Here is a 13,074-nt window from a genome sequence, read left to right on the forward strand (position 1 = left end):
TTCCTTTAAACTCTCGAATAATCGCTATGACTAAACAAAAGCAAAGGAGGGACCAGCATCAGGTCTCAAAATGAGACGCTGAGCTAAATACGGAAAAGATCGATATTAAAGCAGAAAGCATCCTCCGGCTCCGAGGGGTCAGCGACCTTATTAAAGTCATTGATGAAATGGACGATCTTTTTCTTTAATTTGTCAAAATCCTCTTCGGAGAATGATTGGATAGCGCTGTAGTGAGTGGCCTCTTTATCCCTTTTTTGAATATTATCAATGGCCCGCGCCCGCCAGTTCGTGTGATGGCCGCTGATCCACATACTGTTATCTTCCAAATGCATATTTGAAGAATTCCATTGGAACTTTTCACCACTTTTTTTGATGAGTTCCATTTTCACAAGGTACTCCACTATCATCGCGATGCTTTCCTGATTCAGATTCAGTCTTTTTCCCAGATTTGCCAGGCTTTGAAACTGCGGCACGGAAGTCAGAGTATGAATTCCTGTCGCAAGCCAGGTTGCATAGTAAAAGCCAATGCCTGAATCCCCTTCAGTAATTACCACGGAATCCTTCTGTTGGTTTTTGATTCGAAATGCCTCACGACTCATCTCTTTGGCCTTGGCTTCCAAGCGACGACGAAGCGCTGGAGTGACAGCTTTTTCTTTTTCGATAAGCAAATAGAAATAGTCCTGTTCGTTTTCTGAAAACCCCAGATAAACCGCAATCGCAAATGCCTGATCGAGGCTCAGTTGACCTTTCCCCTTAAGACAGGTGGATATATAGGACTTCTGAGTGTCGGCCGCTTCAGCCAATCGGGTAAGGGCTCCCCGCTCGGACTCGCAATACGCTTTTAAGAATGTCTTATATGATTTGAAATCAAATATGTTCACCGGCCCAGCTCCCGTACAAGGTTTGGTCAATTGTACACTAAAACTGAACATGATGTACACTAATTCACAACATCTATCTATTGAATGGGCTTCCGTCCTGATACTTTACGTTTGGAAATAATTCCAACCAATAGGAGATCGATATGAAACAGGTACTATGCGCGCTTTTGATGTTAGGTCTTAGTTCTACGGCCCTTGCCTCTAAGTCCTACTATGTTTGTTCTTTAGTAAGCTCTGACAGAACAGTCACAGCAGACCCTGAGATTCTGGTTCAATTTCAAGCAGGCCTTATCATCTATAAAGGTGGCGAAGCTACTGGTGCTTGTGTTGCTGAAGTTAAGTACATGGGTAATGATGATCACTACGGCTCCAGAGTAGCTTTTGGCGGCGAGCTAGATCATGCAAATACCAACTGCAAAACGTTCAACACTGTCGACTGGTACTCGGCTGACGGTCAAGGTTATGAAACTATTAATCCACGTGGAACTATTGAGCTTGGTAGCGTTTTCAATAGAACAACTTGGGCAAAATACTCTTGTAAATAATTATCAACACTTCATGCCCCGGAACTATTCCCCGGGGCTTCTAATAACTGATTTAACACATTCTGGAGAATCTTATGAAAATCGTAACTGCAATTATTGGTCTAATGTTTATGGCTAACACAGTTTATGCACAAGTTCTTCCGGCTGATATTCAGTCGCTTAAAGGTGAATTGTTACTTCAAAATGAAGATGGAAAGGAAATTCCTTTCCGCAGCGGGCTGGTGAATGTTGAAATCAACCGTCCATCAAAAGCCACTTCGCCTTTACGCTGGATGAAGAAAGAGCTTGTCCTAAAAATTCAGGATGCAGATAACACTTTTCTTTTCAGAATTCCAAAGTCAGCACTGAAAGGTGAAAACAGCTTCAAAGTCAGTCGTGGTGATTCCGAACAAAATGCCCAGGTAAACGCATCTTTCTCCCGACAAGGCTATGATCAACAAAATATCGAAGAAGCCGTATCCTGCACTTATGCTGTACACAACCACATTCCAGTCACTCTGATGGACGGAAACGGCAACTACACGACTACAATGGAAATGCAAACGACCTGGGAAAAAGGCTCGCAGCTTGCCCTGGTTAAAAAAGAACAGTGGACCGAAACCATTGAAATTCAGATTAGATCTAAAACAGGCGAGGTTACTTTAAGAACACAACCTCAGGAAAAAGTTAAGACCACCACTCTTAAAACTCTCCAGTCCTGCAGATAGGACTGGTAGTACTTACTTAAACCACTTACGTCGTGGATCTTTTTTATCGACGGGCCAGGTAGTCCATTCGATTTTAAGATCCATAGCCGTTTTTAGATTTGCCAGGATAAGTTCCGCGTCTTCAATTTGCCAGAAATCCTTGGCGTGAGTGTTTTTAGTTTTAAGAGCAATATCTGAAACCAGCGAATAGACCATTCCACTCATCGGCGGAATCAAAAATCCCATAGTGCTAAGAACGCCTTGCAAGCGCGATAGAATTGACTTCCCGCCCACCGAATGCATCAACACCATCACCGCACAGGGCTTCCCCATCACCGCCGGAGTAGCCTCCATATCCGTAATCTCCTCAAGCAATCTCTGTAAAGGACTCCCCCAACTATCCCAATAAGTCCCCGTAACAAAAATAACAGAATCGCATGAAGCAATCTTCTTCTTAACCCCCGCCCAAAAGGCGCCAGCCACCCTAGGTCCACCTTTTTCACCAAGATGAATAACTTCATAATCAAGTGTCCGATTTATCTTCCGCATCTTGGAAATAAAAGCGGCACAGTTGCCGTTATCGCCAGATGGACTGCCATTAAGAATCAAAACTTTTTTCATAACGAAAAAGGTACGCCGTACCTTTTAGAAATGCATCGTGGAACCCGCTCATATGCTGCAGTGCAGACCCGAAAGGTGCCAGGCGCCTTTTGGAAGGCGCCTTTTGGAAAAAAAGAAGGCGCCCGTTCGGAGGGGGCGCCTGTATCATGGAGGGATATTGGGAAAAGGACCGCATGTTTTAACCAGTTATCACCATCAAGTTTCCTCCTTGTTTAGGAAGGGCCGGAACCGTTTACCAGTTCCCGGTCTGAGTTTAAAAAAGAAGGAGCCCGTCGGGGTGACTCAACAATCATTATATTATTAATGACGTCGACCACACCGGAGAGCTCCCATGCCGAGCCGACTGCTAAGGCTTTTAATCGAGGTCTAAAAACTTCGCCTTCAAGGGTTACAACTCCATCTTCTACGAAGACTGAGATGTTTTCTCCCCCGATTTTTACGAAGTCCTCTAAAGACTGCTCAATCAACATCTTTAGCTCTTCATCGGAGCGATAATAGTCAGATGGAACCACAATGCGGTCTTCTATAGACCAAACTCCATCAATATTGGAGACGAGTTCCAGGGCTGCCATTTTTTTAAATGAGGTGTCGCAACTGCCTGTGACAATCACGGCACATCCTCGCACGATCACATCGAAATCCGCTGGGCTCACTCTTTTGTCCCATTTCAATCTTTCGCAGATTTTTCGTCTGAGATCGGTATCAACTGGGTTGATTTTTTGAGTACCCATTGGATCAACTCCTTTATTATGATCGCTCGGTTAATAGTTGTTATTCATTTTGACTTCTAGCCATCATTTCAGCTTCTTCCCATGTAGGGAAATAGTTCAACATCGGATCGTGTCTGCGATGCATGGCTTTTTTCGAAGAACGGCGACGCAAAACAGATTTCAAAGAGTCTACTGTTTTCATCACTGCTTTTTTGAAACTTTCATCCGATTTAGAGACTTTAATAATCTGTTTGCTTCGGGTTGGTTTCAAAATCACCTCGCAAGTGTAACTGGGTTTGCGAGCTTGCGTGCGATGTCGATCTGTTTCGATCCGCACTGTGAGGTGAGCAGCACTGTCGTATTTGAAGAAGTCCTGGATTGAAGCCTCAACTTTTTCAAGTAAGTAAGCCTCTAGGTTTTCAGTACGAGTGATGTCTCTGTAGTAGATGTCTGTTTGCATATCTACCTCCTTGTTCTTTCATTATCGTTGATGGCAACAAATTCTTTAAATATATAATTTATATGACATACATAAGTTAAAGTTATAGGTTGAGTCTGGTTAGATATGAATTCCCTAGTGCTATTGGACAGTTGGGCGACAAGGGTCGTGGTCCGGGTTCCAAAATGGAGCCGATTTTTCACTCTCGAACCGGGTGGTATTTTATGTTTAATTTTAATCACTTATATTATTTCCATATCACGGCAAAAATTGGCGGTGTTTCAAACGCAGCAAAATATCTGCGCATTTCCCAGCCCAGCCTTTCTTCGCAATTGAAGATTTTAGAGAGCAACTTAGACACGAAACTCTTCGAAAAAAAAGGTCGCGTCCTGCAGCTCACTCCCGACGGAGAGCGTGCTTACTCTTACACCAAGAAAATGTTTGATATTGCCAAGCAATTTGAAGACTCGCTGAAATCTCCTGGGGAAAAAATGAGCGAGCGCCTGCACGTCGGAATTTCCGAGCAAGTGGAGCGTCCCTTTATTGCCGATATTCTTTCACCCGTGATTCGCGACAATCGTGGCAAAACCCAAAAGATAATTTCCATCACTTCAGCACCGGATGAAGATATTTTGCAACAGCTGCGCTCGCAGGAAGCTGACTTGATGTTAACGAATAAACCCATGTACGCGGATGACGTGGTAGAGCTTGCCTCCATCGCAGCACCGGTGAATTTGATGGTTTCCACTCAACTGCTAAAGAATCTAAAAATGCGCGTATCACGAAATACCGATGTGCGGGAGTTCCTGGCGGCATTCCCTGGTGGCCTGGTGATTCCTTCTTACAAAATGAAACTGCGCCACGAAACAGATTTATATGTCGAGGAAATCAAAGTCCGCAAAAAGATCTCTTTTGAATCCGACATCATGTCCGTCGTGGGACGCGCGATTGTTGATGGTGCCGGTTGTGGCTTCTTACCCGTGCCTTATGTGATGGAGGAAATTAAATTAGGCCTGATCACAGTCATAGGCCCGAAGATGGGGCTATGGCAGCATTCGCTTTACATGCTTGCCCATAAGGAAGACGAGTACGATGACTTAACCAAAGATATCGTAAAGAGATTCAAACAATTGGATAAGTGGAATTAACGCAAAAAAAAGCCCCGGTCTCCCGGGGCTTTTTTCTCGCTTAGCGATAAGGAATAGGACCTGGCACCTTTTAGTACGGTTGGCGTGCTGTGGAGTTTGCTAGATCCATTGCGAACACGACGGCAAGTTTTGAATATACGGCCGAGTGCCTGAAGTTTGTTTTATCGTTGATCACGTCTTTTACAGAGTGGATGAACGGATTGTCGGCGCGCATTTGCGCTTCGAATGGCATCAAGGCTGCGTAACCTTGACGGTGCCAGGAAGCGTGGTCGCTGCAACCGTAACCGCATTGATCGTCAACGATACGTGCGTGCAGGTAAGTTTCGTTCACAGCTCTTAGGTAGTCATGCAACCAGCGGCTGGTGAAGTCTGTCATGTTGCCGATTACAAGCTCACCGGAACCAGGATACGAAGTCATATCCAACTGAAGAACCGCTACGACGTCACGCTTTTCAGCTTTGTAGGCTTTCGCGATTTCAGCAGAACCCAAAAGACCGGATTCTTCACCCGCGTACCACATGAACTCGATCGTGCGCTCTGGCTGAGCTTTTTTGCTGATGATGCGCAGAGTTTCAAGCAAGTTCGCAGAACCGGAAGCATTGTCGTCAGCGCCCGGCGCCTGTTGACTGCCGCCACCCCAGCTTTGGTTGATGGAATCAAGGTGACCGCCCAAAACGATGATTTCGTTTGGACGAGTTGAACCGGCCAAACGAACACGCACTGTTTTTTGCGGCGTTGAACTGTGATCGATCAAAGAAATTTCATAAGGAATATCTGAACCCGCAAGCATCGTTTCCAAACGTCTTTTCATGTCATCAACGTGAAGGTTCGGAGTTTTGCCACGGTTGTAGCGAGTTGGATAAGAAGACAACCAAGTCACCCATTCACGCAGGTTTTGTTCGCTGACTTCGCCCACCGCAGATTCGATTTGCGCGTTTTTTTCCAAGGCAAGGGCTGCAAACGGGGCTCTTTGATAGAAGTCATTTTTAGCCTGAATTTGCGCCAAAGAACTAAGCATTGAAGGGATATTCAAAGAATGAAAGCCAGGCTCCGTGGTTAAATCTTCAAAGCCACCACATTTGCCTACTTTATGGGCTCTTTCTTGGATTTTTAGTTGCATTTCCGGAGTGATAACCGCATATCCGACACCAACAGATTCTTCTTTTTCAAGAACCGGAATGTCCAAGGCTTTCAAGTCCGCCAAGTCTGCCAATACAGGTTTTGTGTTGAAGGTTTCAAGGATCGCCTGGTGAGCAGACGCTTGCGCCGCGAAAAGTAAGATAGCCATCATGGCTGTTTTCATGGATTCATTCCTTTGAATAAGATTACCTGTTTTAAATGTTAATCAATTGTCCGCAGCGGGCAAAGATAAATCTTAAGTTGTACAAACGATGACAGTGGTGAGCGCGCGATGAAAAATGACATTCTTTTGGTAACTTTGAATTCCACATACCAACATTCTTCATTTGGTTTGCGCTATCTGTATGCGAATTTGAAGGAGCTGCAAGCTCACGCTTCCATCCACGAGTTCACCACGGCCAAAGATCCCCGCGACATTTGCGAACAGCTTTTGAAACTCAACCCTAAGATCATCGGACTTGGCGTATATATCTGGAATGCCAGCGAAAGTTATGAACTAGTAAGCCTGATCAAACGTATCAGCCCACAGACAGTTGTGGTGCTGGGTGGGCCGGAAGTGACTCACGAAAGCGAGACTCAACCGATCTGTCACACAGCGGATTTCACCTTTAAGGGCGAAGCTGATTTCCTGTTCTATGACTTCTGCCACAAGTACCTGGCAACAGGTGAATTGCCTGAGCAAAAATTTATTAAAGGTGCTTTGCCCGAGATTAAAAATATCGCATCGCCCTATGAATTTTACAGCGATGAAGATATCAAGAACCGCGTTCTGTATGTGGAAGTTTCTCGCGGTTGCCCATATCGCTGTGAATACTGTCTGTCGTCACTGGATAAATCCGTGCGCAATTTTGAGATCAGCCAGTTCCTGACCGACATGCAGGTTCTTTTGGATCGTGGCGCAAGACAGTTTAAATTTATCGATCGCACTTTCAATTTAAGTCCCACGATCTGCACTCAGATTTTAAATTTCTTCCTAGAGCGCATTGAACTGGGCTTATTCCTGCATTTTGAAATGGTGCCGGATCGTTTGCCGACAGAAATCCGTGAGCTTATTAAAAAGTTCCCTGCAGGATCTTTGCAATTTGAAATCGGTATTCAAACCTGGAACACCGATGTCGCAAAACTTGTCAGCCGCCGAAATGATCTGGAAAAAGTAAAAGAGAACTTCAAATTCCTGGCTGATGAAACCGGCATTCACTCCCACGCGGATCTGATCGTGGGATTGCCAGGCGAAGACATCAACAGCTTTGCCAAAGGCTTTGATATCCTGGCGGGACTTCGTCCTGACGAAATCCAGGTGGGTATTTTAAAGCGTCTTAAAGGTGCACCGATCTCCCGTCACGATAAAGAGTGGGAGATGGTTTACTCTGAACATCCGCCATTCCAAATCCTTCGTACCAAGATGATGGACTTTGAGACCATGCAAAAGATGAATCGCTTTGCCAAGTACTGGGATCTTTTTGCGAACAGCGGAAATTTCAAAAATTTCGTCGCGGCTATCAAAAGCCGTTCTGAATTGGCAGAACATCAGTCTTTCTTTTGGGAGTATTTTGCATTTACTGAGTTAATGTCAGCACGACATGCGCAGTCCTTTGGTATTTCTTTGATCAACCTGGTAGAGTCAGCTTTGATTTACCTGACCGAGCAACTGCACTGGCCCCACGAAGAAGCACGTCAGCTTTTGATTTCAGATTACATGGCCCCAGGCACGCGCGAGTTGCCAAAGGTACTTAAAGTATATCCAGAGCCAAAGAACAAAGGTCTGCCGCCTGAAGCGCGCGTGAACCTTCCTAAAAGGCAACAGCGGCATCTTTCAAAATCGGAGACTCAGTCCTCTTAATGAGGGCTGAGATGATGAGAAAAGAAAAGCCTGCGGATAACAAAGCACAACGCCAGTACATCAAATCCATCCATTGAGTACGGATAGACTCCCAATCATCGGGCGGCCCTTGAAAATTCCAGGCATACATAAGCTTGTTCAATGGAACAAAGCCTGTCCAGGTCATGGCAAGCTCATTCACCACACAAAGTAAAGCAAACAGAACAAAGAAAAACTCCAGACGATTCCACTGTTTTCGCAGTATCAGCAAATGAGTCGCAAGTTTAAAAACCACCACCACACATAGCATCGGCGTCCATGAAAGAAAGGATCTTTGCATGGACTCGTGAAAGGCAATGTACGAAGTCGCAGACAGCTTTTCCATTACTGCTCTCATACCAACGACAAAAGCAAAAGCATTGCCCGCAAGCGCCCCAATCAGGAACAAGCTTGTGTACTTCAAAAAGTGATTTAATTTCATGTCCCCTTTATAAGGCCCTTGAATAAAAAAACACGTTTCATTTTTTTCACATAACATCAGTGGTCGCGAAATTTTTTGGCGTAACCTGTGTAGGAAATGATTCTGTTCTTGCACCAGACAAAACGAAAATCCGAATTAATCTGCCGGGTCCGCAGCAGTCGCCAAATGCCTTTTTGCAGAAGTGCGGGTCGCATCCCCCGAACTCTTTGCATTTCCAGGTCATAGGCTTCGCACCAAGCCTGAATGTCTTCGGGCTTTCGAAATAATTTGTAATCAAAAAGCAGCGTATTTTGACTGTGAGCAATCCATTTCACCACTTTATTGATCCAAATGTAGGATGCCGGGTTTCTATTGATAGTGCGATAAAAGAGCAATCCCCCCGGGCGCAGCACCCGGCTCATTTCAGAAATTATTCTTTCCGGGTCAGAGACGTGCTCAAATAAATCCAGCGCCACCACCACATCAAAACTATCCTTAGCGAAAGGCATCTTGTAAGCATCACCTTCGACGTACTTCACGCGGCCCGATCGATCCATCAGCTCTGCCACGCGCAAACTGGTTCGTGAAATATCCAGGCCCGTGACCTCGTATCCCGCCTGCACCGCAGAGTTTGAAAAAAAACCCGCGCCACTTCCCACGTCCAAAATTTCCGCGTGATAGCCAATGTACTTACGAATTTCCGAAAGGATCCACGTCATCTGAAAGGAGGTCTCCAAACGCAGCAAAGCCATGGCACCCTGACTTGTGGTGTACCAATCCCGGGCCAATTCCTGATAGAACTCGCTCTTGGAGATATCCGCTTGTTCAATTTTGGGGAACTCAAACTCCTCGTCCACTGCGCACTCCTGTTTTCAAACTAACAAGGAGTGGGAGGATTCAACGAATCCTGCGAAGTCCAGTGACAATAATCAATCTGACGGCTCGACAACCAGGCAAAGGACTGGATACAATTTTGGTAATGGAAATTATTGAAGCAGCCTGCCGTATCATCTTCGGTTTACAAATGGTCTTTTGGGGCCTCAACGGTTTCTTACACTGGGTGAAGATCCCGCCTTCCCCGCCGAATATTGAAAACTTCGTTAATGCCTGTATTGAAACGCGCTTTATTATGCCGGCGACAAAGATTGCGGAAATACTTCTGGGAGCGCTTTTAATTGCAGGATTCGCGGTGCCGTTGACGATTCTTTTGATTGCACCGATTGTGTTCGTGATCACGCTATTGCATCTGATTCACAATCCAAAACCGTGGGGAGTGGTGATTCCCATTTCTCTGCCATATGCAATTATCGTTGGATTTCATCTTCCGGCAATCTTTGCCAGATACTTCTAACCAGCTACTTTTAAAGCATCGCGATCACAGCAAGGATCGCTGGCAACGCCTGAATAAAGAAAATACGGCGATTCACACTGTAGGCCCCGTAAAAGCCCGCGATGATCACACAAATCAGAAAAAACATTTTGATCTGATAAGCAACAGCATCGTCAGGATGAAACAATCCCCACACCAAGCCCGCTGCCAGAAAGCCGTTATAGAGCCCTTGATTTGCTGCCAGCACAGCAGTTTGCTGGGCTTTCTCGAAGGTATTACGGAAAATTCTAAGGCCTGTTGGCTGAGTCCACAGATACATCTCCACATACATGATGATGAAATGTTCTATCGCAACAAGTGCAACCAAAGTCAGACCCAGACTTTTCATATTAAATTCCTGTTTGTGAAATCTTATAAGCGATTTCGTCCAGACTTTCGATATCGAACAAAGTCGATAGCGGACGTTTTTGATTACCCTGACGCAAAACCTGACCCAACACCTGAATCATGTCCTCGGTCGTCACAATGCCTACCAATTCTTTGTTATCATTGATAACCAGAACTGAACTGATTTTTTTACTTAACATCTTTTCAGCAGCGTCCTGCAAAGGAGAGTTGTGGTTCATCCACTCAACCGGCTGGGTCATGAAGTCCTCAACCGGATACATGTGGCTGTCTTTGAAAAAAGAAAGGTCGCGGTCTGAAAGAATTCCCACGATTTGTTGGTTCTGATCGACGACGGGTAAATGACGGATACCGTGTTGTTTCATCACTGCCTGCGCGGCAGCCAAAGAGCTACCAACAGTAATCATAATCACATCATTGGTCATCACATCACGAGCTAGCTTTGCCATAGAAAACTCCTTTGACAATCACACTCTTAGTACACAATACCCATGGCCTTTTTAACATCAGAAAGAGTCTTAGCGGCCACATTGCGGGCTGCTTCTGTGCCATTTCGCAAAACTTCCTGAACATAACCCATGTCTTTTGAGTATTGTTCACGGCGCTGGCGCATCGGAGTCAGTTTAGCATCCAAAAGTTCCAGAAGGCGTTTTTTCAAAACACCGTCCCCCAAACCACCACGGCGGTAGTGTTCTTTCAAGGCTTCGACTTCCTCTTTGTTTGGATCAAAGACATCAAGGAATGTGAACACCACGTGACCTTCCACTGTGCCTGGGTCTTCGACCTTCAAGTGGTTTGGATCGGTGTACATGGCGTTTACTTTTTTCTTAAGTTCATTTGTGGTGTCACCAAGGTAAATGGCATTACCCAGGGATTTTGACATCTTCGCTTTTCCATCAATTCCCGTTAAGCGGCCAGTTGTACCAACCATCGCTTTTACGTCGTGGAACAATTCAGTTTTGTACAAATGATGGAAACGACGAGCGATCTCATTTGTTTGCTCGATCATCGGCTGTTGGTCTTCACCAACCGGAACCAGATCAGCTTTGAACGCCAGAATGTCTGCCGCTTGGCTTACCGGGTAAGTAAAGAAACCGGCAGGAATGGAATCCTTCATGTTCTTTTGACGGATTTCATCTTTCAGCGTTGGATTTCTTTCCAAGCGCGCAACCGTTACCAGATTCATAAAGTAGAACGTCAGTTCAAATAGTTCAGGAATCTGGGATTGAATGAAGATCGTGCTTTGCTTGGGATCAATACCCACCGCCAGATAATCAAGGGCCACTTGTTCAACGTTCTTACGAACGTGTTCAGGATTTTCGTAGTAATCCGTCAATGCTTGCGCATCAGCGATCAAAACATATTGATTGTACTCTTCCTGCAGCTTCACGCGATTTTGCAAAGAGCCAACATAGTGTCCAAGATGTAAAGGGCCAGTAGGGCGATCGCCCGTCAAAATGATCTTTTTCATTCCTTGTATTTACCCTATCTTGCGCCGCTGCTCAAGCGGACGTGCAAGATGTCGTGCAAATTGCTTCATCACCCACAAATGCACATAGGCCTGCGTCACTTTATAGAAGTACCAAGGCAGGCGCGGTCGGAAGTCATGAATGGCAGCAAGGCAGGCCGTTCCACCCAAAACTTCGCGAAACTCCAATCGGCCCCGCCCGCTTTTCTTTGAAAACAAGCCGCCGCGCACGTAAAAAAGCTCCCGGTGCCCCCAGCTGCGCTCGGGGGAGTACTCAAGCACCAACAGCCTGATATAGGGAAAGGCGTTACTAAAGTAAATCCAGCGGTCCTTCACTTCGACCTTCATAAAACCCGGTCGCATCACAGGAAGGAACTTCATATATTCCTCGGCAACGTCCTTGGCCGTCCAACCTTCTGGCAAAGGCATTCTTTGCACTGAACGAACCTCGTGTTTTGCTGCGCTCGGTGCCTTAAAGGCGTGAGGTTTTTTATCGCTGTTATAGTTTTCAATGGCTTCGCGCAAAGATTCTTCGATGCCCATAAAAGTATGCCCGGGAATTTGCAGTTGATGGGCTTCACGCACCAATAACGGGTTACGCAGACTTTCAATCAAAGGATTCACCAGATCTTTGGGGGCTCCAGTCACCAGGCGCACCCATAAAGCTGAAAGATGAGGGGTCAAAAATGGCACTCTAATTAAAGAACGGCGAAGGTTTAGGATATCCGCAACCTTCAGCATCATATCGCCATAACTTAATACATCGGGCCCACCCAGATCATAGATCTTGCCGTCAGTTTCCGGTGTTTCAATACAGTGGCGAATGCTTTTTAAAACATCGGTGACAGCCACCGGCTGACTGGGAGTCGACGTCCACCGTGGACACAGCATCACCGGCAAACGCTGAACCAAGCGGGTCATAATCTGAAACGAAGAACCCTCAGCACCCAGAATTAAAGCTGCGCGAAGGATAGTTGTGGGAACGCTGCCTTTTAGAAATACAGATTCCACTTCCTGCCGACTTTGCAGGTGTTTGGAAAGATTTTTGGAATCAGCCGGGATGAGTCCACCGACGTAAATGATTTTTCGGACTTTGTTTTTTTCAGCAGCCCGCAAGAAATTATCGGCTACGATCAAATCGAAATCTTCAAATGAACCTTGCGACAGATGTGCAGAAGGGCGCATCGAGTGCACCAGATAAATCGCAACCTCTGCACCTTCCAGGGCTTTTTCCGCATCGATAAGACTGAACAGATCGCAGTTACGCCACTCACAGCTTGAGTGCTCTTCAGCATGCGTGTGGTGGGAGCGACTTAAGCCCACAACCGAGTACGCGCCTTTTAAAGAAGAGATCAAAGCCTTACCAATAAAACCACTGGCTCCGGCAATAGCAATTTTCACTGAAGCCTCCGGCGTTAGTGT

Annotated in this window: 16 protein-coding genes; 5 read left to right on the plus strand and 11 right to left on the minus strand. The window is 45.8% G+C overall.

The window, feature by feature from the left end; translation table 11 throughout:
* Positions 1-83: 83 nt before the first annotated feature.
* Positions 84-881 (minus strand): TIGR02147 family protein, encoded by a 798-nt coding sequence (locus tag ACLWNV_RS16630; protein ID WP_413585569.1) that lies wholly within the window; start codon positions 879-881, stop codon positions 84-86.
* Between the two features lie 143 nt (positions 882-1,024).
* On the opposite strand from ACLWNV_RS16630, the gene ACLWNV_RS16635 reads away from it, so the two are divergent.
* Complete coding sequence (locus ACLWNV_RS16635; protein ID WP_413585570.1) at positions 1,025-1,426, plus strand: hypothetical protein; 402 nt, start codon at positions 1,025-1,027, stop codon at positions 1,424-1,426.
* Between the two features lie 74 nt (positions 1,427-1,500).
* The gene (locus ACLWNV_RS16640; RefSeq protein WP_413585571.1) at positions 1,501-2,133 is read left to right on the plus strand and encodes a hypothetical protein; all 633 of its coding nucleotides are present in this window, start codon (positions 1,501-1,503) and stop codon (positions 2,131-2,133) included.
* Positions 2,134-2,145: 12 nt separating this feature from the next.
* Here ACLWNV_RS16640 and ACLWNV_RS16645 read toward each other — a convergent pair whose 3' ends face one another.
* The 3 genes from ACLWNV_RS16645 to ACLWNV_RS16655 form a co-directional block, all read right to left on the minus strand.
* The gene (locus ACLWNV_RS16645; protein ID WP_413585572.1) at positions 2,146-2,733 is read right to left on the minus strand and encodes a flavodoxin family protein; all 588 of its coding nucleotides are present in this window, start codon (positions 2,731-2,733) and stop codon (positions 2,146-2,148) included.
* Between the two features lie 212 nt (positions 2,734-2,945).
* Positions 2,946-3,464 carry a BON domain-containing protein gene (locus tag ACLWNV_RS16650; RefSeq protein WP_413585573.1) on the minus strand — a complete coding sequence of 173 codons (519 nt, stop codon included), beginning with the start codon at positions 3,462-3,464 and terminating at the stop codon, positions 2,946-2,948.
* A 40-nt stretch (positions 3,465-3,504) separates the two neighbouring features.
* The gene (locus ACLWNV_RS16655; protein WP_413585574.1) at positions 3,505-3,903 is read right to left on the minus strand and encodes an HPF/RaiA family ribosome-associated protein; all 399 of its coding nucleotides are present in this window, start codon (positions 3,901-3,903) and stop codon (positions 3,505-3,507) included.
* Positions 3,904-4,106: 203 nt separating this feature from the next.
* On the opposite strand from ACLWNV_RS16655, the gene ACLWNV_RS16660 reads away from it, so the two are divergent.
* Positions 4,107-5,030, plus strand: coding sequence for a LysR family transcriptional regulator (locus ACLWNV_RS16660; RefSeq protein ID WP_413585575.1), 924 nt, complete (start codon positions 4,107-4,109; stop codon positions 5,028-5,030).
* 70 nt (positions 5,031-5,100) lie between these two features.
* Here the strand turns inward: ACLWNV_RS16660 and ACLWNV_RS16665 are convergent, their stop codons facing one another.
* Positions 5,101-6,333 (minus strand): M20/M25/M40 family metallo-hydrolase, encoded by a 1,233-nt coding sequence (locus ACLWNV_RS16665; protein ID WP_413585576.1) that lies wholly within the window; start codon positions 6,331-6,333, stop codon positions 5,101-5,103.
* Between the two features lie 108 nt (positions 6,334-6,441).
* On the opposite strand from ACLWNV_RS16665, the gene ACLWNV_RS16670 reads away from it, so the two are divergent.
* Complete coding sequence (locus tag ACLWNV_RS16670; protein ID WP_413585577.1) at positions 6,442-8,010, plus strand: DUF4080 domain-containing protein; 1,569 nt, start codon at positions 6,442-6,444, stop codon at positions 8,008-8,010.
* Here ACLWNV_RS16670 and ACLWNV_RS16675 read toward each other — a convergent pair.
* A complete protein-coding gene (locus tag ACLWNV_RS16675) occupies positions 7,961-8,470 on the minus strand; it encodes a DUF1772 domain-containing protein (RefSeq protein WP_413585578.1) in 510 nt (169 codons plus the stop codon). The genes ACLWNV_RS16670 and ACLWNV_RS16675 overlap by 50 nt on opposite strands.
* Before the next feature lie 56 nt (positions 8,471-8,526).
* Positions 8,527-9,306 carry a bifunctional 2-polyprenyl-6-hydroxyphenol methylase/3-demethylubiquinol 3-O-methyltransferase UbiG gene (gene ubiG, locus ACLWNV_RS16680; RefSeq protein ID WP_413585579.1) on the minus strand — a complete coding sequence of 260 codons (780 nt, stop codon included), beginning with the start codon at positions 9,304-9,306 and terminating at the stop codon, positions 8,527-8,529.
* A gap of 122 nt (positions 9,307-9,428) precedes the next feature.
* Between ubiG and ACLWNV_RS16685 the strand changes: the two genes are divergently transcribed.
* The gene (locus ACLWNV_RS16685; protein ID WP_413585580.1) at positions 9,429-9,800 is read left to right on the plus strand and encodes a hypothetical protein; all 372 of its coding nucleotides are present in this window, start codon (positions 9,429-9,431) and stop codon (positions 9,798-9,800) included.
* 10 nt (positions 9,801-9,810) lie between these two features.
* Here the strand turns inward: ACLWNV_RS16685 and ACLWNV_RS16690 are convergent, their stop codons facing one another.
* From ACLWNV_RS16690 to ACLWNV_RS16705, 4 genes are read right to left on the minus strand one after another with little or no spacing between them, the layout of a single operon-like run.
* Entirely contained in the window at positions 9,811-10,167 is a 357-nt protein-coding gene (locus ACLWNV_RS16690; protein ID WP_413585581.1) for a DUF1304 domain-containing protein, read from the minus strand.
* 1 nt (position 10,168) lies between these two features.
* Entirely contained in the window at positions 10,169-10,633 is a 465-nt protein-coding gene (locus ACLWNV_RS16695) for an HPP family protein (protein ID WP_413585582.1), read from the minus strand.
* A gap of 26 nt (positions 10,634-10,659) precedes the next feature.
* Positions 10,660-11,655, minus strand: a complete 996-nt coding sequence (trpS, locus tag ACLWNV_RS16700) for a tryptophan--tRNA ligase (RefSeq protein ID WP_413585583.1) — start codon at positions 11,653-11,655, stop codon at positions 10,660-10,662.
* A gap of 9 nt (positions 11,656-11,664) precedes the next feature.
* Positions 11,665-13,053 carry an NAD(P)H-binding protein gene (locus ACLWNV_RS16705; RefSeq protein WP_413585584.1) on the minus strand — a complete coding sequence of 463 codons (1,389 nt, stop codon included), beginning with the start codon at positions 13,051-13,053 and terminating at the stop codon, positions 11,665-11,667.
* Positions 13,054-13,074 lie beyond the last annotated feature (21 nt).

This window comes from Bdellovibrio sp. HCB274, assembly GCF_047306075.1.
Lineage (GTDB): Bacteria > Bdellovibrionota > Bdellovibrionia > Bdellovibrionales > Bdellovibrionaceae > Bdellovibrio.